The sequence below is a fragment of the Streptomyces sp. NPDC001880 genome (assembly GCF_053594575.1).
Genome location: NZ_JBSFET010000076.1, coordinates 1 through 23,997, shown reverse-complemented (window position 1 = coordinate 23,997; position 23,997 = coordinate 1). Strand labels below are relative to the sequence as shown.

The following is a 23,997-nucleotide window of genomic DNA, read 5'->3' as shown; positions in this document are numbered from 1 at the left end:
GACTCTCGGCTCTCCGCTCTCCGCTCTCGGCTCTCGATCAACCCGCAACTGACCGCAGCCGAAAACGAGTCCACCAAAGCTGAGGATTCCTCATGTTTCTCGAGCCGGACCGTTGACTCCGCCGACGGTGGTCGCGATTCTGAAACCCGCCAGTAACTTGAGTGCACATGACAATCAAGGTGAGTGATGACCATGGCTCAACCTCCGCGCCGCAGACTCAGATCCCTCACGGTGGTGTCACTGCTCCTCGCCGTGATGTCCCTGGTACTCGGCCCGATGCCCAGCTCCGCGGCGGAGCCCGACCCCGGCTGGTGGACCCCGACCGCGCGGCCCACGCCCGACGCGCAGATCGACGTCACCGGCGAGCCCTTCAAGGGCACCGACGCCCAGGGCCGCGTAAGGGGCTTCGTAGACGCCCACGACCACATCATGTCCAACGAGGGCTTCGGCGGCCGGCTGATCTGCGGCAAGCCGTTCTCGGAGCAGGGCGTCGCCGATGCCCTCAAGGACTGCCCCGAGCACTACCCCGACGGCTCGCTCGCCATCTTCGACTTCGTCACCAAGGGCGGTGACGGCAAACACGACCCCGATGGGTGGCCCACCTTCAAGGACTGGCCCGCCCACGATTCGCTGACCCACCAGCAGAACTACTACGCCGCAATCGAGCGGGCATGGCGCGGCGGCCAGCGGGTGCTGGTCAACGACCTGGTCACCAACGGCGTGATCTGCTCGGTCTACTTCTTCAAGGACCGCAGCTGCGACGAGATGACCGCCATCCGTCTTGAGGCGAAGAAGTCGTACGACATGCAGGCCTTCATCGACAAGATGTACGGCGGCCCGGGCAAGGGCTGGTTCCGGATCGTCACCAACAGCGCGCAGGCCCGCGAGGTCATCGAGCAGGGCAAGCTGGCTGTCGTTCTCGGGGTCGAGATGTCCGAGCCGTTCGGCTGCAAGCAGATCCTGGACATCGCGCAGTGCAGCAAGGAGGACATCGACCGCGGCCTGGACGAGCTGCGCGAACTGGGCGTGAGCAGCATGTTCCTGTGCCACAAGTTCGACAACGCCCTGTGCGGGGTGCGCTACGACTCCGGCGCCCTCGGTACGGCGATCAACGTGGGCCAGTTCCTGTCGACCGGCACCTTCTGGAAGACGGAGACCTGCCGCGGCCCGCAACACGACAACCCCATCGGCAACGCGGTGGCGGCGGAGGCGGAGAAGCAACTGCCGAAGGGGGTGGCCGTCCCCTCGTACTCCTCGGACGCGCAGTGCAACACCCGCGGGCTGACCAGCCTGGGTGAGTACGCGGTGCGCGGGCTGATGAAGCGCCACATGATGCTGGAGGTCGACCACATGAGCGTCAAGGCCGCGGATCAGGCCTTCGACGTCCTCGAGTCCGAGTCGTACCCGGGCGTCATCTCCTCGCACAGCTGGATGGACCTGGGGTGGACCGAGCGGCTCTACAAGCTCGGCGGGTTCGCCACCCAGTACATGAGCGAATCCGCGGCGTTCAGCGCGGAGGCCAGACGCACGGACGCGCTGCGCGAGAAGTACCAGGTCGGCTACGGCTACGGCACCGACATGAACGGCGTCGGCGGCTGGCCGGCCCCGCGGGGCGGGGACATCCCCAACCCGGTGAAGTACCCCTTCCGCAGCACGGACGGCGGCTCGGTGATCGACAAGCAGACCACCGGCGAGCGCACGTGGGACTTCAACACCGATGGCGCGGCGCACTACGGCATGGTCCCGGACTGGATCGAGGACATCCGGATCGTCGGCGGCCAGGAGGTCGTGGACGACCTCTTCACGGGTGCCGAGTCCTACCTGCGCACCTGGGGGAACGCCGAGAAGCACAAGTCCGGGGTGAATCTGGCCTCGGGTGCGACCGCCTCGGCGTCCACGTCGGAGTGGTGGAACCCGTTCGTCAGCTTCGTTCCCGGCAAGGCCGTGGACGGAGACAAGGGCACCCGCTGGGCCAGTGAGTGGAATGACGCCCAGTGGCTGCAGATCGACCTCGGATCCGCGAAGCCGGTCAAGCGTGTCACCCTCGACTGGGAGGCGGCATACGCGAAGTCGTACCGCATCGAGCTGTCCCAGGACGGCGAGAACTGGCAGACGGCGTGGTCCACGGCCGCTGGTGACGGCGGCCTGGACACAGCGTGGTTCGCCCGAACTCCGGCGCGCTACGTACGAATCCAGGGCCTGGAGCGCGGCACCAAGTGGGGCTACTCACTCCACGAGGTCGGCATCTACAGCGACTGACGGCACCGGCGGCGGTGCCCCGGACGGTGCGTGCGGCCTACGAGCAGCCGGCCGAAGCGGGGCTGGGGCAGCCGGCCGACGAAGCATGGGCCAGGGCTCGGCCGCTCTGCAGGATCTGCACCACGAGCGGGACGGCGAGCCGGCTGGGCGCTGTGTCTGGTGGCATGGCGCCCTCCGGCCGCCGTCGCCGCGCCCGTATGGCAGGGAATCGTCGAAGCCGGCCGGCCTGCACCGGTCCAGGACCGGTTCGCGGCCATCGGCTTTTCCCCCTCCCGAGGCCACGGGCTCGCCGTGGATGATCGCGGCCGACACCCGGAGCGTGGACCTCGACGGCGGGTCGTGGGGCGCAGGCCGCCTCACGTGTTCGGGGCGCGGCGTCTGGTGCGGTGCATCGCAAGGCGCCGGAGCGTCTTGATAGCGGAGCTGTTCGGACGTTTCGGCAACGCCGCGAGGCGCCGTGCCAGACGCCGCGACCCCGGCCATGATCCGCCGGACACGCCCTAGGGAAGGGGGCAGGTGAGCGGCAGGATGCGTTCGGTCAGCTGCCCGGTGAGGTGAGTGTCGGTGACGGCGGCTTCGGTGAGCCAGTCCGCTGCGGTCAGCTGGTCGATCATGTGCTGCAATTCGCCGGGATCCACTGGGCACAGGGCGGCGAGGGAATCCAGGGCAATGCCCGTCCCGCCAGGGCCGAGCCGTCCCGATGCGCTGGTCTGGGTGGCCAGGGTCAGGGCGAGCAGCCGGGTAGCTGCGGCGGTCTTGGCCTTGCGGAGCTTCTTGTCCGAGACGACTCTCTGGGCCCATCCGCTGAGTTTGGGCCGCAGCTTCCTGCCGAGCGTGAACGGGCCCGGGCTGTCCTCGCGGGGCACGAGGGACGGGACGGTGACCGGGGTGGGGCTCTCGGGGCGGGAGGCGAGCAGGTCACCGGTGGTGCCGGGGATGCTCAGCCATCCGCAGCCGGTCAGCTGCGCGACCAGGTCCTCCGGATCGGTCAGGCCCAGCGCGGTGAGGTCCTGTCCCACGAGGTTACCGGCGCCGGTGTGCGCGGTGCGCAGAGTCAGCATCACCACCAGCAGCCGTGCCTCGGGGCCGGGCAACGGGCTGTGGCCGGCCACGTACGCGAGAACGGACCGGGCGTGGCCCCACTGGGCGGGGCCGGTCAGCAAGCGGGCCACGGCCGCAGTGTTGCTGTCCGGGGCGGTGCTGCCCGGGGTCAGACCGGTGCGCTGCTGGTGCTGGAGGCGGGCGGCGGCGGCGGCCTGCTCGGCACGCTGGGCGTCCAGTCTCAGGCGGGTGTCACCGGTGACCTCGGCCCAGGCCGCGAATGCACTCGCCTTGCGGGTGTGGAGGTCGGACAGGAGCGCCAGGTCGGGTTGATCACGCTGTTGGTAGGCGCGGAAGAGGTTACCGAGTTCGATGAGTTCGTCCCTCAGGGTGATGGGGCGCAGATTCTGCGGGACGAGGCGCTGAGCGATCTTCCCCTGGGGTGGGCGGCGCCGCATGGGCGCGGAGCGGGGAGCCGGCACATCCGTCCTGGCCGCGCCCTGGCCGTCGGAGAACTGCGGTGCGCCCGCGCCCGGGGCTGCGGGGGCCGGGCAATTGGGGAGTTGGGGCCCGGGTGCCTGGGATGTGGCTGCGGTCTTCGCTCCGGGAGTGGCGGCAGCACACCGCGAGCAGCACTCCATGGCCTGCCACCAGCGTCCTCCCCGGTCGGTGACCACGGCCAGCACGACCGGCCCGCCGCACTGCCAGGGTTCGGCACGCGCATGCCGGCCGGTGTCGGGCAGATGAGTCTGGCAGCCCTCGGCCCTGCATGCGCAGTACGCCTCGGCCCTGGGGGCGGGGGCAGCACGCAGGTGTGCCTTGAGGTGGGCGACCGCTGCCGCACGGCCGACGGTCGCGGACGGCAGACGTTGTTCGGCACAGGCAGGGCGGCTGCACGAGATGCGCACCGCTGCACTGCCCCGGCCTGCGGCGTCCAGACGCACTGTCCACCGGCGTCCCGGCACCCGCTCGTCCAGCTCGCTTCCCGTAGCCTGCGTCATCCCGCTCTTCCTCCCCGTTCCGTGTCCCTGACTGTCATGCGCTGCCCGCCAAGGCCGATGGCGTGGCGAGTCAAGCGTATGTGGCTCACCGAGCCGGCAGGGGCGTCTGCGAAGTGCGGGTCGACGACTGATCCGCCGCGTGGTATTAGGCCAGGTCCGATGACTTTGTGCCATTCGTCGGCAATACGCCTCCAACATCGCTGAGGCCCGGCTACACAAGAAGGCGGGGTGGCACGTAGCGGCCTCATCTGTGTGATTGGCCGGTCGTGCGGGAGGTCTGGGCGGTTGCTGACTATCAACGTAGCTGTGCTGCTTGCAGTCATTGTCATCCTCCGATTGCGTCGGCGTACGGAGGCCCGCAGCCGCTTCGACGAGAAGATGACCGTCGTCATCGTCCTGGTGCTCGGGATCCTTCTGGCACCCACCCCGGTGGGCCAGGGCGTCCTGAGCTTCCTGGGGCAGCTCGCGAGCGGCGTGACACTGGCCAGCCGGTGAGCCCCCGCAGGCGCCGGCCCACGGCGTCCAGGCGCACGGCAGCGCGGCGGCGTACCCGCGGGCGCGGCAGGCGGCGGCGTGCGGATGACCGGCTGGTCGAACTTCTCGTAGTCGCGGTTCTGGGCGTCGCCCTGGTCGTGGCCGTGGTCAATTGGCTGTTGGTGCACTGGTGGGTCCTGGTCGCCATCGGTGTCCTTGCCGCGCTGGCCGGCGGCGTCCGGCTCCACCAGAAGCACCAGCGAGCCCGGTGGGAAGCGGTCCGTACGCGGGGCCTGCGCTATGGGCTGACGCAGTTGGATGACCTGCACCACGCCCGGTTCGAGGACGCGGTGCGGGAACTGATGCACCGTGACGGCTGCCAGGACGCGGTCCGCGTAGGAGGCGGCGGCGACCTGGGGGCCGACGTGAAGGCCACCGACCCTTACGGACGGCGCTGGGTCATCCAGTGCAAACACCGCCGCGACGGCCTCGCCGGATCCGCCGTGGGCACCCCGGACCTTCAGGTCCTCAACGGCACCGCCCGCCAGGTCCACGGCGCCGATGTCGCGGTGATCGTCACCAATGGCCGCGTCACGGCGCCGGCCGTCGCCTTCGCCAAGCAGCAGCGTCTCCATGTCGTCGACCGCCACACCCTCGGTGTGTGGGCGGCCGGCTCACGCCCCTTGTGGGAACTGCTCCGGGCCGTCCCACCGCCCCGCAAACCGACCTCGCTCTCCTGAAGCCGCGTGCCGACGTCCTCGTTCCGGCACCCTGGGCAAGGTCACGAACTGCCGGTTCGGGGTCGGTGTCCACACGGCGTCCGACACCGCGTCATGCACGCTGCCCTGGCGTCTGTACCTGCCCCGCCGCTGTGACGGGGCCCAAGCGGCGGCCCGACAAGCCCGCCGCCGGATCCCGGCGGGCGGGCCCTGCGACACCACCTGACAAAGCCCCGCCGGCTGCCGTGCTAAAATGATGACCATCACATAAGCCTTCTCGGTGCGGACTTCGATCCGTCGAGGAGGCTTTTTCATGCCCGGGTCCAGCTCGACCCGGCACTGGTGGACCCGCTTCGAAGGTACTCACCCGCCGAGCGACCCGAATGCGCCGCGCCACCCGTCCGTTCCGCGTCCCAGCCTGCAAGAGGAGATCCATGTCATGAGCCCTCGAACGAACGCCGAAGCAGCCACGAGTACTTGGCAGCTCGGTGACCTGACCGTCAACCGCGTCGGGTTCGGCGCGATGCGCCTGACCGGTACCGCGCCCTTCGACCGCGGCGTGCCGCGCGACCGCGAGCAGTCGATCGGCGTGCTCCGGCAGGCGGTCGAGCTCGGCGTGAACCACATCGACACCGCCTCGTTCTACTTCTCAGCGACGCGCTCCGCCAACGAGCTGATCAACCGGGCGCTGGCGCCATACCCTGAGGATCTGGTCATCACCACCAAGGTCTGGCCCGGCCGCGATCCCTCGGGCGCATGGTGGTGGGCCACGCCGGCACAGTTGCGCGGCCAGGTCGAGGAGAACCTGCGTCAACTCGGCCGCGATCACCTGGACGTGGTGAACCTGCGCCTGCCACCGAGTCGGCGGGACGGCTCGATCAGCGAGCATTTCGGCGCGTTGGCCGAACTGCGCGATGCCGGGCTGATCCGTCACCTCGGCATCTCCAACGTCACATCCGAGCAACTGGCCGAGGCCCTGGCCATAGCCCCGGTCGTCTGCGTGCAGAACCCTTACGGGGTCGGCGCGTCCAACGAGGACCAGGCCCTCCTGCGGCTCTGCGGCGAACTCGGCCTCGCCTTCGTCCCGTTCTTCGCGATAGCCGGCTCCGGGCGCGAGGCGGGTCCGGCTGCCCGTGACAGCGAGGCGGTATGCGCCGTCGCCCGCGCACACGGAGTGTCCGCCGCGCAGGTCCGGCTGGCCTGGACCTTGCAGCAGGGACCTCATGTCCTCGCAATACCGGGCACCTGCGATCCGGAGCACCTCGCACAGAACATGGCGGCCGGCGCACTGCGGCTCTCGGAGGAGGAGATGGCACGCCTCGCGTAGGGGCTTTCGTTTGGATCAGGCCGGATCAGGGAGCGGGGTCCGGTGCCGTGCAGCGCAAGGCGGAGGAGGAAGTCGGATGGGCTCTCCCCCGGTCGAGCGGAGCCGAGAGCTTGTGAAAGGAGCCCTGTCGACGGACGAGTGGCAGCGTGCCTGGCGCAACCTGCGCAGCGCGCGTTCGTTCACCCGGTGATCATGCTCATCTTCATCGGGGCTTCTCGCATGACGTCGCCGTGCGACCGGGTCGAGATCCCGGACGCCGTCTCCGGGACGCTCTCCGCTCGACCTGCAACCAACACACAGCCGTAGCGGCAAGGCAGCGGATGACCGCAGGAGGGGGTGTGTACGCGACGGCGTGCCTCACCCCCCCCTTACGTCATCCCCTGTTCCGACGATCCCTTCGAAGGCGCCGCTGCGACAGTGCCGCCGAGGGAGGAAGTCCCATCCACAGCAGTACATCGGCACATCGGCGGCGGGCTGGCATGTTCCAGTTCCAGGGAACGGAGTGCCAATTCACCCGAACGGAGTAACACGTCTGGCTTACGCACCCACGGGGCCGGGCCCCGGGCAGGGGCCGTGCCAGCCCTGGCTGACCTGGCCCCGGGGGCGAAGGTCTCCCGAGAGCGCAACATTTCCTCGATCCGGGGCTGTTGCGCTACCGCCACTGGCATGCCCGCGGCTGCGGCCCAGACGAGGGCTCCTCCAGCGTCGGCTGGAACTTCTGCTTCGAGCTCCGCGCGCTTGCGGCTCACGGCCTCGTCGTACTCGGGTGTGCCCACCCACAGACTCACGTCGTCCGCATCCTCGGGCTCCTCGGTGAGGAGTGCTGCCGCGTTGTCCAGGTTGAGCCATGCCTGCCAACGCGGGCTCGCATCAGCGGGAGGGTTCGATTCCCCAAGCGGCGGCTCGGGCGGCGGCGGCCGCGCGGTTGGGGAGGTCGAGCTTGGCAAGGATGTGCTCGATGTGGGTCCCTACGGTGCGCGGCGTGATGTGCAGCCTCTCGGCGATCTCCCGGTTGGTCCTGCCGACGGTCAGTTCGGCCAGCACCTGGACCTCCCGCGGCGAAAGTCCGCCGGGCCGCCGCGCATCCACAGCGGAGTCGACCGCGGCGAGCTCCCCGGGTGGCGGGCCCGCACACCGGCCGACGGTAGCGGCGAGGGCCTCGGTGAGCAGGGTGACCACCGCGCGCGCCGGATCGGGCGTGCGCAGTGGTCTGCGGGTGCTGACGTTCAGCATGCCGACGTACCGGCCGTCGGCGTTGAAAAGGCACTGGGCCACGCCGTCCTCGATGCCGAGCGGACACAGCACATCCTGGAAACCCGGGGATGCAGCCAGGAGCTGCCAGGGGACATCTCTGAGCCAGAGCCCGCCTCGGGCCGGACTGCGGAGCACGGGGAAGACCGGATCGTGATGAAGACGGGTCTCGATGTAGGCCGTGGCATCGTCCGGGTAGCTTCCGGCCAGGGTGGTATGACGTCGGCGCAGTGGGTCCCACCGGGCCAGGGAAGCGTGGTCGTACTCCATCACCTCTGACAGCGCAGCCAGGACGGTGTCGACGCCGGTCACGCCGCTCGTGGCGCTCCTGGCGGCCTCTCGAACGTGGACGGCCGCGTCCAGGATGTCCGCCGTGCTCCGCTGTGCTGCCATCGTCCAAGGATGATCACGCGCCCGGAATACGTCAATCGCGAAGGGTGTCGTGCACGACCTGCCCATCCATGACAGTGAGGACGACGGGCATGTCCGGGATGTCGTGGGGGTCGGCTGTGAGCAGGTCTCCGTCGAGCACACAGAGATCGGCGACCTTGCCCGGTTCCAGTGAGCCCTTCCAGTCGTCGGCGAAGTCCTGCCAGGCCGCGTCGATCGTGTACGTACGGATCGCCTCGGCCAGGCCGATGCACTGTTCGGGGCCGCTGACCCGGCCGGCGGCCTTCGACTCGCGCAGCAGCATGGTGGCGACGCCCTGGCGCCAGTCCGGGTACGTGACGGGGGCGTCGGACCCGCTCGCGACCCGCACGCCGGCGTCGATGGCGTCACGATATGGCCATGCGTACGCGGCCCGTCCGGCGCCGACGAACTCCTCCTCCATGTCGGCGACGGTCCACTTGATGGTGGGGTTCATGTTGACGCCGAAGCCATGTGCGGCCAGCACCTTCATGCTGTGTGCGGTGAGGAAGTCGCCGTGGATGACGTAGTGACGCGCGTCGGGCCGCGGGCGCTCGGCCATGGCCGCGGCGAAGGCGTCCGCGACGGTGTCGATGGCCCGGTCACCGGTGACGTGGACGCCCAGCTGGTGCCCGGCGGCATGGGCATAGCGGATCATGGCGTCGATCTCGGCGGTGCGCTCGGCGTCGGTCTCACCGCCGACGCACAGGGAGCCGCAGCCACCCCCGACGTACGGCTCGTGCATCCAGGCCGTCTTGTTGGGGACGATGCCGTCGGCGAAGATCTTGACCCCGAGGATCGCGAGGCGGCGCGGATCGGCGTCGCCCGGCGTGCCGAGGGCGGTGAGTGCGCGGGCGAACTCCTCGGCGGTGCCGGCCATGCCGGTGGGCAGGAGCAGAACGCCGAGGCGGGCGGTCAGTTCGCCGTCGGTCAGCAGCTGACGGTAGACGTCGAGGGTCTCTGCACCGAGCGCGCCCCGCATGATGCCGTCGCCGCCGGGGCCGAGCCCAGGCTCGGTGTAGCTGGTCACGCCGAGGCGGGCGAGCGTGGTGAGGGTCGACCTGATCGCGGCTATCCGCTCCTGCCGACTGAGCGACGGCAACGCGTTCTGGACGAGGGCCTGGGCCCCCTCGTGGAGCAGCCCGGTCGGTTCTCCGGCTTCGTCCACGACGATGGCCCCGCCGGGCGGTGCGACGGTGTGCCGGTCGATCCCGATGAGCTCCAGTGCCTTGGAGTTGACCCAGGTGGCGTGCCCGGAAAAGGAGTACAGGACGACGGGGTGGTCCGGGCTCACGGCATCGAGATCGCGCCGGGAGGGCAGCCGCGAAGGGTCGAAGACGCACTCGTCGAGGTAACCGGTGTCCCAGCCGTGCCCCGTGATCCACTGCCCAGCCGGAACCCGCCCGGCGGTCTCCCGTACCACCTCGGCCACGTCCGCGAGGCAGGACACGGCGGGATGGCCGAGGTCGAGGGAGAGCGGAGGCGTCGCCATGCCGAAGGCACATCCGTGAAGATGGGAATCGTTGATACCGGGAAGCAGCGTCGCCCCACGCAGGTCGACAACGCGGGTGCCGGGTCCGACGAGCGGCGCGACGTCGTCCCGCCCACCGACGGCACTGATGACCCCACCGGTCACCGCCAGGGCCGAGGCGACGGAGAACTCCGCATCGACCGTGACCACGCGCCCACCGAGAAACACCAGATCCGCATACACGTCCACAGAAGGGTCCTTTCGAAGATCGGGTGCACCACGGCCACCCGCGAACGATCTCCCAAGGACTATGGCCACGCCCTTACCCTCCGCACATCGGTCATCCCACCGATACGCGCTCTCGTAGTCCTGGTCCCTGATCGTTTTGCCCCGCCGATCAGCCGGTCGGCGGGGCAAAACGCGGCACCAGACGGTCAGTTGCAATTCACCAGCAACGTCCGACACCGGCTCGGGCTCTCGGGTCAGGGGCGGTGACCTCGAAGAGGTGCTCATGGCTGGTGTTCACTGCGCTGCCCCAGTTACCGAGGACGTCCTTCACCGCATGAGGACGCCCCCGTGATGGTGGGCGGATTCTAGGGATCGTTGCAACACGTGATCACTGGCGTGTCTGGCGAGCAGTGCAAGCATTGGCTCGGCTGGGAGTTCCCGGCCGAGCCAGTGCTGCGTTGTAGGCGGGAGTGCGCTGCCTGTTCCGGCGAGCCCGGAGTTCAAGTGCGCCGTGCTGGTCATCGCGCACCGGCTGTCCACCATCGTGCAGGCCGACCTCATCATCGTGAGGGAGGAGGGAAGCGTGCGAGCGGTCGGCACCCACCGCGAGCTCATCGAATCCGACGAGGTGTACCGGCGGCTTGCCGGCCGGCAGTTCGCCGCCGAGGAAGCGTCGGCATGACGCGCGCCGATGTCGCCGGAGGCCCCCTCCGGCGACATCGCGTCCGCCATGTCGGCATTCCCCCGGGGGAAGTCAGCCCCACGCTCCGAGGGTGAACTCGGCGATCACTACCGAGAGCAGGAATGAAGCGGTGATCGCGACGAGCCCGACCGGGATGATTTTCCAGCCGATGTGGCGCAGCAACGGCAGATCCTTGCCCAGCGACAGTCCCGCGAGGGTAAGCATGATCGTGGCGATGGACAGGAAGTCCACCGAGCCGACCAGACTGTTGAGGCTGCCGGAGGCGAAGAACCACGGGCTGGACACGTACGCGCCCACCGTGGTGATCCACACGATCGCGGAGATCTTCCGGCTGACCTTGGCGAGGAACAGACCGAGCAGCACCAGGCCCAGCAGCACGGCGTAGCCGCCGACGATGTCCCAGCCGATCGTGCCGGCCGCGACGGAGGCGGTGCCGAGGCCGAGCACCGTCAGGACGCCGAGCGAAAGCCAGAGCGGGATCCTGATCTCGCCCAAGGCGGCGGCGACTTCCTCCCGGAAGGCGCGGTTCGCGGCGGCGTCGTCCGTCGGGCCGTCCGGGGCGGAGGCGGCGTCGGGCGACGTCGTCCCCGGCGCGCGGGTGTTCTGACGGCGGGTGAGGAAGCGGTAGAAGCGGTCCGCCAGCGGCAGTGCTACGTAGATGCCCACGTAGACCCCGAGGATGGTGGTGATGAGGTTCGACACCGCCGCCATGCCGAGGATGGCTTCCTCGTGCCCCGGGTAAGCGGCCACGATGCTGGCCGAGGACGCGGCCATCATCGATCCCGAGCCGACGCCGGCGCCCATGGCGAGGGCCAATGGGTCGAAGATGTTCCAGTTCGACACCAACGAGGTCAGGAGCGTGATGAACACCGCTCCGAACATCGTGCCGAACACATACATGGCCAGGACGCCGCGGTACTGGTCGGAGTCCGGCCCGTACTTCTCCGAGACCATGGCGAAGGATGGCTCGCGGTCCAGCGAGAAGGTGGCTCCGACCGTGGCCTTGCCCAAGCGCAGTACGACGGCGAGCGGCAGGGCCACGGCCACCGTGCCCAGTAGATGGCCGATCTCCTGGAGCAGCAGCGCGGGCCCGGCCTTGACGAGCGTCGGCAGGCTGGGGCCGATGTTGAAGGCGAGCCGGGCGACCAGGATCATCACGGCCACGCCGACGAGCGCGGACGCCACTTTCTGGAGACGGATGCCGAGGGGGCGGACCTTCTGGACCGACACCAGCAGGCCCAGGATCAGACCCCACACCATGGGGAAGACGATGACGGAGCCGACGCCCAGGTCGATGTCGAACTGCCCGACGGCCTGCACGACCAGGGCGATGACCAGGGCGAGGGCGGCGATCGGCAGGGTCTGACGCGACCCGGCGACGCGGTCCTTGGCCGCGGCGGTGAGGGTGCTCATGTCGACACCGCCTCGTTACGGGCGTCACGGCGGTAGGCCGCGGCAATGAACCGGTGCCGGTGCTCGGTATCGCCCGCCGCGTCGACGACGGTCCAGGCAAGGGCACGGGCCGCCTCGAACATCATGTCGTACGCCACGGATGTGTCGGCGACGGCCGCGAAGGCGTGGGAGTGAATGGGCACGTCGACTCCCGGGATGCTCAGCCACGGGTGGAGGCTGGGGATGACCTGGCTGATGTTGCCCATGTCGGTCGAACCGCCGGCGAGCCGGTCACCGGAGGTGACGTCCCGCCCGAAGGCAGCCATGGCCGACGTCCAGAAGCCCGCCAGCGCGTCGTCCTGCACGAGCGGCTCGTAGAGCGGCTCGGTGGCCTCCACGGTCAGCTCGGCACCGGTCGCCAGGGCCGCACCCTCGAAACACCGCCGGACACGCTTCAGCAGCGTCTCGTACTCGGGCAGGGTGAATGCCCGGCACTCGAAGTCGACGACGGCCCGCTCGGGGATGATGTTGGTGGCGACGCCGCCTTCGGAGACGAACAGCGCCACCCGCTGGTCGCCCGGCAGTTGCTGGCGCAGCAGACCGACGGCCACCTGGGAGAGCGTGGCGGCGTCGGCGGCGTTCACGCCCTGGTGGGGTGCGGCTGCGGCGTGCGCCGCACATCCCCGGTACACGGCCCGGTACCGGCCGACCGCCTGCGCGGTGCTCCCGGCGGGGTTGTAGCCGACCCCGTCCTGTACCGGGTGGACCATCAGAGCCAGGCCCACTCCGTCGAACGCACCGGCCTCCAGCAGCAGCGCCTTGCCGCCGCCGTGCTCCTCGGCCGGGGTGCCTATCGCCTTCAGCGTGATGCCGAGTTCGTCGACGTACGGGGCCAGGGCCAGCGCGGCAGCCACCGAGGCGCCGGCGATGAGGTTGTGGCCGCAGGCATGACCGACCTCGGGCAGCGCGTCGTACTCGACGCAGAGCGCGACCGTCAACTCGCCGCTGCCCGCGGTGGCGGTGAAAGCGGTCGGCAGACCGCCCGTGCCGTGCTCGACCGTGAACCCGCCCTCGGCGAGCAGCTCGCTGATCGCCGCGGCGGACTCGGCTTCCTGGAAGGCGATTTCGGGACGCGCGTGCAGGGCACGTGCCAGCTTGAGCACGCGGTCATGCCAGTCCGACACGCCCGTGAAGGTGTCGGTCTTGAGCCGGTTGCCGGCGCCAGCGGGATTCTTCGTGGCCACGGATGCCTCCTAGTAGCTCAGTGAGGGGAACGGGGTGCCGGCGGCCCGGGTGGGCGTCCAGACGGCCTTGGTCTGCGTGTACTCGTCCAGCACCCCGGGACCGGAGGAGCGGCCGTGTCCGGAGTCCCCGAAACCGCCGAAGGGCACCGCGACGTGGATGGTCTTGTAGGCGTTGATCCAGAAGGTGCCGGACTTCACGGCGCGCGCCACGTGGTGGGCGCGGGCGACGTCCTGGGTCCAGACCGCCCCGGCCAGGCCGAAGTTCGTGGCGTTGGCGCGGGCGATGGCCTCCGCCTCGGTATCGAAGGCGTCGGCGCCGACCACGGGTCCGAAGACCTCGGTGGTCTCCAGCGGGTTGGCGGGCGTGACCCCGTCCAGCAGGGTGGGCGGCACCCAGCGTCCGCTCGCCAGCGCCGAGTCGGTGAGCCGGGCGGGCAGCTGTGTGCCGGTCACCCGGCGGGCACCGCCCGCGAGCCCGGCCTCGATCAGCGAGGTGACCGTGCCGAACTGGGGCTGGGTGATGATGGGGCCGACCTCGGTGGTGGGGTCGAGGGGGTCGCCCAGCCGCAGCCTGGACGCTCGCTCGGCCACGCGCGCGATGAACTCCGCGTGCACGGAACGCTCCACGAGCAGTCTGGAGCCGGCCACGCACGACTGGCCCGCTCCGGAGAAGACGGCCGACACGGCGCCGTCGGCAGCCCGGTCCAGGTCGGCGTCGGCGAAGACGATGTTGGCGCTCTTGCCACCGAGTTCGAGGACGGTCGGGATACCGGCGCCCGCCGCAGCGACCGCCACCCGGCGGCCGGTGGCGACCGAGCCGATGAAGGACACCTTGCCGACCCGGGAGTCGGAGGTGAGGGCGGCGCCGACGGTGGCGCCGAGGCCGGTGGCGACGTTGAACACTCCGTCCGGCAGGCCTGCCCGGTGGGCCAGCTGGGCCAGCCGCAGTGTGGAGGCCGGGGTGAATTCGCTGGGCTTGACAACGACGGCGTTGCCGGCCGCGAGCGGTGCGGCCGAGTTCCAGCCACCCGTGAAAAGGGGCGCGTTCCACGGGGTGACGGCCACCACGACGCCCCAGGGGATCCGTTCGGTGTAGGTGTGCCAGTTGCCCGGGACGGGGATCGTGTGGCCCAGCAGCTTGTCCGCCCACCCCGCGTAGTAGCCGAACATCTCGGCGACCTTGGCGGCCTCGGCGTGGGTGTCGCGCACGGGCTTGCCGGTGGTGGCGGATTCCAGGAGCGCGAGTTCCTCGGTGTGCTCGCCGATCGTCCGGGAGACCTCGCGCAGGATCGCGGCGCGTTCGAACGGGTCGGTCGTGGCCCAGACCTCGGCCCCGCGGACGGCGGAGGCCAGCACGGCGTCGGCTCCTTCGGTCCCGGCGTCGGCGTAGTCGGCGAAGCCCTCTCCGGTCGCGGCGGTGGTGAGGCGCACGGTCTCGCCGCCGCCGGTGACGACCTGACCGTCGACGAACGAGCCCAGGCCCTGCGGGAAGGCGGCGTCGAGAGCGGCACGGGCGGTGACGGCGCCGGACGTGCTCAGGTCCGTCGGGAAGGTGGTGATGCTCATGCTGCGGTGGCTCCTTCGGAGGTGAGGGAGGGGGCTACGGTGCGGGCGATCTCGGTGAAGTCGGCGTCGGGACCGAGCGCGGCCAGGGCCTCCTGCCAGACGCTGCTGGCGGCGGCGAGCAGTTGCGGGGTCGCACCGCGCTGCCCGGCGGTCTCGACGGCGAGTGCGGCGTCCCGGGCCATGAGTCCGAGGGCGAAGCCGGAGTCGTAGGTGCCGGTGAGCACCCAGTCCGGGTACATGGCCGCGGACGCTTTGCTGGCGCCGGACGCCCCGCTGATGCCGGCCGCCGCGGAGGAGGGATCGACGCCGTACGCCTTCGCCACGGCGAGGGCCTCGCCGACCGCGACCAGGTTGACCGCCGCAAGGGCGTTGTTGAGGAGCTTGACCACGTTTCCGGAGCCGGGGGCGCCGAGGTGGCGGTACTGGCCGCCGGTGAGTGCGTCCAGGACGGGCCGGGCCGCGTCGAGCGCGTCCGGGGTGGCACCGACGAACGCGGCGAGCCGGCCGTCGGCCGCGCCGTCACGGCCGCCCGAGACAGGTGCGTCCACGAAGGCGGCGTCCTTGTCCGCCGCGAGGGCCGCGCACGCGGCGGACGTGCCCGGCTCCGATGTCGTGGTGTCGACGATGGCGAGCGTGCCCGGCCGCGCCAGCAGAGCGGGCACGGTCGCCTCGACCACCCGGGCCGAGGGCAGCGACAGGACCACATAGGGCGTGCCGGCCAACTGGTCGAGGTCCTCGACGACCTCCACGCCCTCCTTCGCAGCGGCGGACCTGGCGGCGGGCGACGGATCGAATCCGCGCACCTGCCACCCTGCCCGCAGCAGGGCGGAAGCCATGGCACCGCCCATCGAGCCGAGGCCGACAACGGCGATGTGCTTGCTCATCAGTGCTCCTGTCATGAGAGGACGTGCGTGCGGACACGAGCGAGGCCGGGGAGAAGGGCCTCGCCGGCCCGGGGGAGACGGTTTTCAGTGGGCCCCGACATGCCTTGGGAAGGGGCGGCCGGGGCAGGCCCGTCGGCGCGGTCAGCGCTCGTACGCGGCGATGAAAAAGGTGTGTTGAAAGGCGCGTGGGCCATCGGCGCTCCGAAGACGGCGCGCCGGTCGGGCGGCGTGGGAGCGTGTGCGGTACGGCGGCGGCAGCCGGTGGGGCGCGCCGCCCGATAGGGGCTGTGCTGAGAGGTGTCGCCGACCGCGCGGACCGGATCGGACGTCCACACGGCGCGAAGGGAGAGCGGTTCAGTCGAGGTAGACGTCCAGGTCCTTCCAGAGTTGCTGGGTGCGGCGGATCGCGGCACGGCTGCGCTCGGGCTGAGCTGTCTGCATGCCGGCGAGAAGTCCGTAGACCACTGAAGTGGCGGCCGTGACGGACTGGAAGAAGGAGATGCCCTCCGACGGCACGATCAGCAGATGGTGGGCGATGGAGGTGGCGAGCCGGCCCCGTCGCATGTCGGTGATCGCCACCACCGTGGCGCCCGCCGCACGGGCTGCGTCGGCTGCGACGATGATCTGTTTCATGGACCGCCACATGTTGACGACTACGAGCACGTCACCCGGGCCGAGGCAGTTGACAGCGGTCGCCAGATGGACGCCGGCCCGGTTCTCCAGCGTGACGGGGTAGCCCATCGTGGAGCCGAGGTGCGCCATGACACTGGCCGGACCGGCGAAGGAGCCGGCTCCGACCACCAGGATCGATCGGGCCGAGGCCAGCGTGGCGATGGCCGCCTCCGCGTCGGCGGCGGAGTTGTTCTCCAGGGTCTGGCGCAGATTCTCGATGTCGTGCGTGAGCGAGTCGTGCAGCGGGCTGCGGTGCTCGCCATGTTCGGTCAGGGTCTCCTCGGTGGAGATGTGTACCAAGTAGCGGGCCCGCAACTCGCGTTGCAGATCCGGCCAGCCCCGGTAGCCCAACGTCTGGGCTGCCCGCACCACCGTCGAACTGTTCACGTCCGCCCGCTCGGCGATCTCCGCGATCTCCGCGTACGAGGACAGCTGCGGATTGCGGACGATGACGTCGACGACCCGGGCTTGAGCCTTGGACAGCGGTACATCGGGCAGGGCGTCGCCCAGCCACTGGCTGCCGCCGTCGGCGGGGTCGTGGTTCTGCAGTGCGGACACAGATTTTGCTCCCTGGTACGAAACGCAGCATGTAGCAACCGTGATTGCAGAACCGTACATCGCAATTCCATTTGCAGGAACCCCTCTGTGCTCCGGCCAGGTAGATCCGCGCACTGAGGTTCGCTCCCCGCTGGCTATTTCGCAGCCAATCCCGGTACGACGCGTCCCTCCCTCCATCAGCAGCTCCGCATTGATCTGACGGCCCGGCGCGGGCGCGGACCCGCCGACGGTCAGCGTGGCGACGCGGACCGCCGTCGCCACCGCACGGTTCGGCGCGCAGACCGCGCAGCCTTCATTCGCCGCCCGGCTTCGCGGGGTGGCCCGGCAGCGGCGTACGGCGGTCCTCGCCGCGGCGGGCACCCTCAGCGTCCTGGTCGTTGTCGCCGGCCTGCTCCTGCCCCGAGCCTTCTCCGGCTCGTCTGCCATGGGGGCAACGGCACCGGGAGCACCGGCAGCCCCACGGCCGCAGCGAAACAGCTGGCGGTGCGGGAACAGTGGTCGTCCGACGAGGACCTCTGGCAGCCGGTGGTCGCCGACGGCAATGTGGTCGGCGAGGGCCAGAACGGCGTGCTGCACGCAGTGGACGCCGGCAGCGGCGACGCCGTGCGGACGTACGACGAACCGAGCGGGGTTTCCCTGGAAGGCGTGAGCGACGGACTGGTGGTTGGCCTCCGGCAGGGAGATCGGCACGCTCCAAGACGTCGACCTGGACAGCGGTAAGCGGGTCTGGAGCGTGGACGCCAAAGCGCACACGGCGCCCGGCACGAAGCTCAACCTCTACCTGAGGGTCGTCCTTGCCGAGGAAACCGTCTACGTGAACACCATGTACGACCCGCCCGAGGGGTCCGATCGCTACGGCACGTACGCCGTGTCGGCACTGGACGCCGCCACCGGGCGCCTGAAGTGGACCCGGCCGGTCGAGTACGTCACGTCCAACGCGCTCGCGGTGGCGGACGCTGTGACTGCAGCCGGCCAGGGCCCGGGACCAGCCACATGCGGCCTCAAGAGTCCGCGCTCACCGCTGTTCACGCAGCAGCGCGAGGCGACGTTTGTATTCGTCCTCGTCGATTTCCCCGCGGGCGAACCGCTCGGCGAGCAGTTCCTCCGCTCGCCTGCCTCCCCACCCGTGCTCGCCGGAGGAAGTAGGCGGGCCGGGCTGGTGGCCACGGCGGGCGCTGGTCAGGTAGTGGACAAGAGCAACGATGCCGGCGATCACCAGTACGAAGAGCAGCGCCATGACCGCGGTCATGACGAACCAGCCGCCCCATCCCCAGCGGCCGTCGTACCACATCATGCCGATCACTTCCTTTGGCCGGTTTCCGCAATTCCAGCGTGGATGAGGTACTGCTTCGGCGAAAATCGGGAGCATGGCTCCCTGCGCTGGGTCGAACGGCTCCAGGGGCTCATGCCAGCGGTTTCCACTGGGGCTCATGCCAGCGGTTTGAAGAGCGACCGCAGCGTGAGGCCGCCACCCTGGAACCTCATGCCCTGACCAGGCGGTGATGTGAGGCGGCTGCCGGGCCGGTCCGGCCGTACACCTGGACGCGGCAGTCCCGAAAGGCACCACCCAGGTGTCGGCCCACGCAAAGGACACTGCGATCAGGCCGATGGAGCGTGCCCTGCCCCGGCTGGAACACCCGACATGACCTGCACACGTGGTGCTCGATATCTACGCCGCGGGCCACCCGCTTGGCTGCCACCGCCGTCGCGCCCATCAGTTCACACAGAGTCAGCGGATCGTCACGCCCTGGCCGGGTCTGCCGACGTGTCAGGATCGGGGGTCCACCAAGATCTTGACAGCCGTCTCGTTGCGGTGGATCAGGGTCTCGAAGCCTTCAGCCAGGAGGTCGTCCAAGCCGATGGTCTTGGTGATGAACGGCGCCAGGTCGATGCGCCCTTCCTGCACGAGCTTGATGGTTTGCGGGTGGGAGTTGACGTAGGCGATCGTGCCGCGCAGGTCGACCTCCTTGAGGACGAGTTTCTGCATGTCGAGCGACGCCGGCTTGCCCCAGATCGAAATGACGGTGATGACGCCGCCGGGCCTGATCGCGTCGAACAGTGTGTCGAGGACGACGTTGACGGACGTGGCCTCGAATGCGACGTCCGCGCCCTTGCCGCCGGTGAGACGCTGGACCTCCTTGGCAACGTCGGTGACGGCGGGGTCGATGACGTGGTCGGCGACGCCGGTATCCAGTGCCTTCTGCCGGCGCAACGAGCTGAGCTCGGTGACCGCCACCTCGATGCCCATCGCTTTGAGCACCGCGCAGGTGAGCAGCCCGATCGGGCCGGCGCCGCCGACGAGGGCGAAGTCGCCCGCCTGCGCGCCCGAGCGCTGGAACGCGTGGTATCCCACCGACAGCGGCTCGATGAGTGCCGCCTGGTCCAGCGGGATGTCCCCGACCGGGTGGACCCACCGGCGTTCGACGACGATCTTCTCCGCGAGCCCGCCGCCGCGGCCGCCCAGCCCGATGAAGTTCATGTCGGGCGAGGTGTGATAGCTCTGATTGTTCTTGCTCGTATCGACGTCAGGACGCAGGATGTAGGGCTCGACAACGACGCGGTCGCCCGGCTTCAGGCCCTCGACACCATCGCCCACCGCATACACAACACCGGACATCTCGTGACCGAGCGTCACGGGCGCGGACTCGCCCGAGACCGGGTGCGGGTGACCGGCCGGCGGAACGAAGATCGGTCCGTCGAGATACTCATGCAGGTCGGTGCCGCAGATCCCGCAGTACGCGATGTCGATGCCCACCGTGCCCGGTCGTACGGTGGGTTCCGGGACGTCCTCGATACGGATGTCACCGCGGTCGTAGTAGCGTGCAGCCTTCATTTTGAGCTGGCTCCTTCGGCTGTTCTCTGCTCACACCTCGTGTCGAATCTTGCCGTGGAATGGGGCTCGCACCTCGCGTGCGACACATTCACACCAATAGCCAACATTACTTTTCAATACGGACAGATCAATACGGACAGACGCTCGCGATACTCCAGCGTCACGAACCCGGCGTTCACTGCCCCCCGGTGGATACGGCCGTGGCTACGATGCGAAACGCCCGACCCCGGCAGTTGCGATGCCGGGGTCGGGGCGTAGTCACCAGGCGGCTGGCCGAGCCGGCCGATGTGCAGCACGGGCGGCTGCCGCAGGCGCGGTTCGCGAAGACGATGATCGACAGCCGGCAGGCGGACTCGATCGGACGTCCGCGCCCTCCGGGTCCGCCCTTCTCTGTCGAGTTCGGCGTGTTGGGGCTGGAGAGGGCTTTGCATTCCGCACCGGCTGTTGGGCGGCGCGGTGCGGTGCGGTGTGGCCTGAGGTCCCTGGGTCGTGCGGGTCAGCCGCCCTGACCGGCACTCCCCATCGGGCCGACCTTCACCTGGGAGCCGGCATCGTCCGTGACGGGCAGCGTGTCGGCGCCCGGCCAGTCGAGAGTGACCGACTTCGTCTCGTCCGGCGGGGTCACCACCAGCCCCGTGACACGGACTCCGGAGCCGCCCGACGTGTTGATCGGATAGGTGATGCCGAAGTACACCGACTTCCCGTCCTTGAGGGTCATCGGAGTGGCCTTCTCACCAGTACGCTCCACGGCCAGAGACCCCGCGCTGGTCTTCAGGTCGACGCCCGCATACCCCGAGAGCACACAGTCCCGGCCGCCACCGTTCTTGAACTCCACCGCGACGGTCCCCTCGGTGTCACCATCGATGGTGCTGTCCATCGCCGTGATCTCCAACTCGTCCGTGCGGCACTTGCCCACCTTGCCACTCTCGCTGGAACCGGACCCGGCGGCAGTGCCCTGCCCCCCGGCCCCCTTCCCGGCGGAACCCTTCCCATCGCCCTGCTCCGAACCGCCCGAGCCCGAACCACCACCCGACGAAGACACACTGGACGCGGACGACGGGGCGTCCTGTCCCGTACCGTCATCACCGTTCTGGCAGGCCGTGAGCGAGAGACCCGCGACAACGGCCAGAGCGGCGAAGGTCAGCTTGCGAACGCGCATCGTTACTTCCTCAATATCGGTGGGGGGTGGTGCCGGCTGCTCGGTACGAGCCTGTACGAGCGAGCACTTCTGATCACCAAGACCCGCCCGGCCCGGCGACCCGTTCCACCCAACCGCCCCCTAATACATCCCTGTTACACGCACAGCCAGGCACAACACGCACCACCACCGGACACACCCCGCCCGCACCACCCCTTTCCCGCACCCCTCTCCCACCCCCCGTCCGCCGCGGAAACGGGGCCCGAACGCAGCACGCCGCACCACTCGGGAAACGCCACCGACGGGCCGGGACGGTGGTTACCGCGACCGTTCCGCACCCGCTCGCAGCTGCCACCCGCTGGGACAGACCCGTAACCCGGCGAACCTTGACCACAACCGGTGACAAGCCCACCGGCGAAGCGCCAACCCGGCCGTGTCGGTGGAGTTTCCGGCTGACGAGCGGGCCGCGGCCTGCGGGGGGCTGCAAGGACGTACCGACCCGTCCGGGCGGATGAGATGCGGCCGGAGGACCTGCCGGTGATCGCCGGCGTCCCGCCGCCCTGTGGCCGCACCATCGGCGGCGGGGTCAGCTGTGACTGGGCAGTCCGGTCGGCGAGTTGAGCATGGTGGTTGGCGAGCGAGCTGATCCCGCTCGCCAGGACTCCGCGTCAGCGGGGTGCGAGGACGCAGAACTCGTGGCCCTCCGGGTCGGCCAGGCACCTCCACGGGACATCGCCCTGGCCGAGGTCGAGGTCAGTGGCGCCGAGAACCCGCAGCCGGGCCACCTCCGCCTCTTGATCGTCACCGGTGTACGGCAGCAGGTCGATGTGAAGGCGGTCCGGCACGGTCTTCGCGCCGGGCTTGCGAAGGAACTCGAGGTACGGGCCGACACCCTTGGCGGAACGCAGCACCGCACGATCGTCAGTCGCCTCGTGCAGGGTCCAGTCCACCGCCTCGCCCCAGAAACGGGCCATGGCCCGCGGATCCTCGCAGTCGACCACCACTGCGGCGATCGGCCCGGTGTCCCGGTAGATCTCCCGGGGCTCCAGCACGCAGAACTCATTGCCCTCCGGGTCGGCGAGGACCGTCCACGGCACGTCGCCCTGGCCGACATCGGCGGGCGTCGCGCCGAGAGCCTGGAGGCGCTCGACCAACTCCGCCTGATGGGCCGCAGAGGTGGTGGCGAGATCGAGGTGCACACGGTTCTTCGTTGCTGACTTGGGTTCCGGGACGGTAACCACGTCGATGCAGATGGCGACCGGGTCCGGCCAGACGAAGCCGCCGACGGGTTCGACGTTGGTCACGCCGGGTCCCTCACTGGAAACACCCCAGCCGAGCGCCTCCGCCCAGAACTGGCCGACCGCCGAATCATCAAGAGCCTTTATGTTCACGTTGACCGGTCGCAGTGCCATGCCGGCGATCCTACGCACCCGCTCTGCAATGGCATCCGCGCCGTCGCCCAACAGAGATCAATTCGCTCGTCAACCGCAATGCGCAGCTCGCCGATCGGAGCACTCGGCCCCACCAGGTCAGCTGCTCACTCACCTGATGAAGCGCTGAGTCACATCAGCGGCTGGTTCCTGCGTCGCGGGCTGGCAGGTGTCGGGTGGTTGTCGGCGGGGTTCGGGGATCTGTCGGCGATCTGTCGATGGCTGCCGGGAGATTGGAGCCGGTTGGCGCCGGCCATCAACGGCAGCGGCCGCCGGCATCGCATCGCCCGACTCACCGGAACGGCGCTCCCGGCGTGACCTGCCGGGTGTGCGCCCAGCGGTCCACGACCAGGAAGGAAACCCCATGACCACTGACGTCACGATCATCGGCGGCGGGCTCGGCGGGCTCACGCTCGCCCGCGTCCTGCACCTCCACGGAATGCCGGTCACGGTCTACGAGGCGGAGCCCTCGCCGGCTGCGCGTTCGCAGGGCGGGATGCTCGACATCCACGACTACAACGGGCAGCTCGCCCTGCAAACAGCTGACTTGATGGACGAGTTCCGTGGTCTCATCCTGGAGGGACGCCAGGCGATGCGGATCCTCGACCCGGACGGAACCGTCCTGTTCGACAAGGCCGACGACGGCACGGGCGGACGCCCCGAGGTGCAGCGCGGCGAGCTGCGACAGATCCTGCTCGACTCGCTCCCGGCCGGTGCCGTCCGGTGGGGCCGCAAGGTCAGCAGCACCCGTACCTTCGGCGAGGGGCGCCACAAGGTGACGTTCACCGACGGCGCCACCGTCGTCACCGGCCTGCTGGTCGGCGCGGACGGCGCATGGTCACGGGTCCGGCCGCTGCTCTCCACCGCCACACCCGAGTACACCGGCAAGTCGGTCGTCGAGACCTACCTGTTCGATGCCGACACCCGACATCCGGCCGCCGCAGAACTGGTCGGCGGCGGGTCGGTGATCGCACCCTCGCCGGGCAGGGAGATCTTCGCTCACCGGGAAAGGGGCGACACTCTGCACGCCTACGTGGGGCTGTCCGAGCCTCGGGACTGGTTCACCGCCATCGATTTCACCGATGCCGCAAAAGCAGGCCATGTTCCCTACGGCCCACGACCTGATCGCCGCGTTCACCCGGCACGAGCAGTCCCCGTAGGGCTTCACCGGCCCAGCCGCAGCACGCGAAGAGGCAGCCGACGGCACCGCCGCTTCTTGCCGTGCCTGGCAGCGTCGGTCGAGCGGCGTTGAGCTTGTCCACTCGACTGTCATGTACGTGAGGTCAATGAGCACCGTCCCTGGGCCCCTGCTCCGTCCCTGACTGCGAGAAGCCGCTTCGGCGTAACGGCCTGTGCGACACCCACGACCAGCGAATGAAACGAACCGGCACCACGGAC

19 protein-coding genes and 1 pseudogene are annotated in these 23,997 nt (G+C 69.6%); 8 read left to right on the top strand and 12 right to left on the bottom strand.

What is annotated here, in order from left to right; translation table 11 throughout:
• The first annotated feature begins 186 nt into the window (after positions 1 to 186).
• Positions 187 to 2,259 (top strand): discoidin domain-containing protein, encoded by a 2,073-nt coding sequence (locus tag ACWCQ6_RS28340; RefSeq protein WP_451093903.1) that lies wholly within the window; start codon positions 187 to 189, stop codon positions 2,257 to 2,259.
• A 500-nt stretch (positions 2,260 to 2,759) separates the two neighbouring features.
• Here the strand turns inward: ACWCQ6_RS28340 and ACWCQ6_RS28335 are convergent, their stop codons facing one another.
• Positions 2,760 to 4,301, bottom strand: coding sequence for a hypothetical protein (locus tag ACWCQ6_RS28335; RefSeq protein ID WP_451093901.1), 1,542 nt, complete (start codon positions 4,299 to 4,301; stop codon positions 2,760 to 2,762).
• 285 nt (positions 4,302 to 4,586) lie between these two features.
• On the opposite strand from ACWCQ6_RS28335, the gene ACWCQ6_RS28330 reads away from it, so the two are divergent.
• From ACWCQ6_RS28330 to ACWCQ6_RS28315, 4 genes are all read left to right on the top strand, one after another.
• Positions 4,587 to 4,796, top strand: a complete 210-nt coding sequence (locus tag ACWCQ6_RS28330) for a hypothetical protein (RefSeq protein WP_451093899.1) — start codon at positions 4,587 to 4,589, stop codon at positions 4,794 to 4,796.
• Positions 4,793 to 5,515: a restriction endonuclease gene (locus ACWCQ6_RS28325; RefSeq protein ID WP_451093897.1), complete on the top strand. Its 723-nt coding sequence runs from the start codon at positions 4,793 to 4,795 to the stop codon at positions 5,513 to 5,515. Before ACWCQ6_RS28330 ends, ACWCQ6_RS28325 begins: the two co-directional genes overlap by 4 nt.
• A complete protein-coding gene (locus tag ACWCQ6_RS28320; RefSeq protein ID WP_451093895.1) occupies positions 5,409 to 5,720 on the top strand; it encodes a transposase in 312 nt (103 codons plus the stop codon). The genes ACWCQ6_RS28325 and ACWCQ6_RS28320 overlap by 107 nt, the downstream gene beginning before the upstream one ends.
• A 213-nt stretch (positions 5,721 to 5,933) precedes the next feature.
• Positions 5,934 to 6,821, top strand: a complete 888-nt coding sequence (locus ACWCQ6_RS28315) for an aldo/keto reductase (RefSeq protein ID WP_451093893.1) — start codon at positions 5,934 to 5,936, stop codon at positions 6,819 to 6,821.
• Positions 6,822 to 7,691: 870 nt separating this feature from the next.
• Here ACWCQ6_RS28315 and ACWCQ6_RS28310 read toward each other — a convergent pair.
• Positions 7,692 to 8,465: a helix-turn-helix transcriptional regulator gene (locus tag ACWCQ6_RS28310; protein ID WP_451093891.1), complete on the bottom strand. Its 774-nt coding sequence runs from the start codon at positions 8,463 to 8,465 to the stop codon at positions 7,692 to 7,694.
• A 31-nt stretch (positions 8,466 to 8,496) separates the two neighbouring features.
• Positions 8,497 to 10,200, bottom strand: a complete 1,704-nt coding sequence (locus tag ACWCQ6_RS28305; protein WP_451093889.1) for an amidohydrolase — start codon at positions 10,198 to 10,200, stop codon at positions 8,497 to 8,499.
• Positions 10,201 to 10,690: 490 nt separating this feature from the next.
• Here ACWCQ6_RS28305 and ACWCQ6_RS28300 point away from each other — a divergent pair, with 490 nt between their 5' ends.
• Positions 10,691 to 10,861 (top strand): hypothetical protein, encoded by a 171-nt coding sequence (locus ACWCQ6_RS28300; RefSeq protein ID WP_451093887.1) that lies wholly within the window; start codon positions 10,691 to 10,693, stop codon positions 10,859 to 10,861.
• 72 nt (positions 10,862 to 10,933) lie between these two features.
• Here ACWCQ6_RS28300 and ACWCQ6_RS28295 read toward each other — a convergent pair whose 3' ends face one another.
• The 5 genes from ACWCQ6_RS28295 to ACWCQ6_RS28275 form a co-directional block, all read right to left on the bottom strand.
• Positions 10,934 to 12,295, bottom strand: coding sequence for a DUF3100 domain-containing protein (locus ACWCQ6_RS28295; protein ID WP_451093885.1), 1,362 nt, complete (start codon positions 12,293 to 12,295; stop codon positions 10,934 to 10,936).
• Positions 12,292 to 13,518, bottom strand: coding sequence for a M20 family metallopeptidase (locus ACWCQ6_RS28290; RefSeq protein ID WP_451093883.1), 1,227 nt, complete (start codon positions 13,516 to 13,518; stop codon positions 12,292 to 12,294). Before ACWCQ6_RS28290 ends, ACWCQ6_RS28295 begins: the two co-directional genes overlap by 4 nt.
• Before the next feature lie 9 nt (positions 13,519 to 13,527).
• Positions 13,528 to 15,084, bottom strand: a complete 1,557-nt coding sequence (locus ACWCQ6_RS28285; protein WP_451093880.1) for an aldehyde dehydrogenase family protein — start codon at positions 15,082 to 15,084, stop codon at positions 13,528 to 13,530.
• Positions 15,081 to 15,968, bottom strand: a complete 888-nt coding sequence (locus ACWCQ6_RS28280) for an NAD(P)-dependent oxidoreductase (protein WP_451093878.1) — start codon at positions 15,966 to 15,968, stop codon at positions 15,081 to 15,083. Before ACWCQ6_RS28280 ends, ACWCQ6_RS28285 begins: the two co-directional genes overlap by 4 nt.
• A 354-nt stretch (positions 15,969 to 16,322) precedes the next feature.
• The gene (locus ACWCQ6_RS28275; protein WP_451093876.1) at positions 16,323 to 17,198 is read right to left on the bottom strand and encodes a MurR/RpiR family transcriptional regulator; all 876 of its coding nucleotides are present in this window, start codon (positions 17,196 to 17,198) and stop codon (positions 16,323 to 16,325) included.
• A gap of 483 nt (positions 17,199 to 17,681) precedes the next feature.
• Here ACWCQ6_RS28275 and ACWCQ6_RS28270 point away from each other — a divergent pair, with 483 nt between their 5' ends.
• Complete coding sequence (locus ACWCQ6_RS28270; RefSeq protein ID WP_451093874.1) at positions 17,682 to 17,918, top strand: hypothetical protein; 237 nt, start codon at positions 17,682 to 17,684, stop codon at positions 17,916 to 17,918.
• 295 nt (positions 17,919 to 18,213) lie between these two features.
• Here ACWCQ6_RS28270 and ACWCQ6_RS28265 read toward each other — a convergent pair whose 3' ends face one another.
• The 4 genes from ACWCQ6_RS28265 to ACWCQ6_RS28250 all read right to left on the bottom strand — a co-directional run bounded on the left by ACWCQ6_RS28265 (position 18,214) and on the right by ACWCQ6_RS28250 (position 22,581).
• Positions 18,214 to 18,492 carry an SHOCT domain-containing protein gene (locus ACWCQ6_RS28265; protein ID WP_451093872.1) on the bottom strand — a complete coding sequence of 93 codons (279 nt, stop codon included), beginning with the start codon at positions 18,490 to 18,492 and terminating at the stop codon, positions 18,214 to 18,216.
• A 474-nt stretch (positions 18,493 to 18,966) separates the two neighbouring features.
• Positions 18,967 to 19,953, bottom strand: coding sequence for a 2,3-butanediol dehydrogenase (locus ACWCQ6_RS28260; protein WP_451093870.1), 987 nt, complete (start codon positions 19,951 to 19,953; stop codon positions 18,967 to 18,969).
• Positions 19,954 to 20,527: 574 nt separating this feature from the next.
• Positions 20,528 to 21,190: a DUF4232 domain-containing protein gene (locus ACWCQ6_RS28255; RefSeq protein WP_451093868.1), complete on the bottom strand. Its 663-nt coding sequence runs from the start codon at positions 21,188 to 21,190 to the stop codon at positions 20,528 to 20,530.
• Positions 21,191 to 21,837: 647 nt separating this feature from the next.
• On the bottom strand, positions 21,838 to 22,581 hold the full coding sequence (locus tag ACWCQ6_RS28250) for a VOC family protein (RefSeq protein ID WP_451093866.1): 744 nt from the start codon (positions 22,579 to 22,581) through the stop codon (positions 21,838 to 21,840).
• Positions 22,582 to 22,963: 382 nt separating this feature from the next.
• On the opposite strand from ACWCQ6_RS28250, the pseudogene ACWCQ6_RS28245 reads away from it, so the two are divergent.
• A pseudogene (locus ACWCQ6_RS28245) lies at positions 22,964 to 23,695 on the top strand (FAD-dependent oxidoreductase); the annotation flags it as partial.
• Between the last annotated feature and the right edge of the window lie 302 nt (positions 23,696 to 23,997).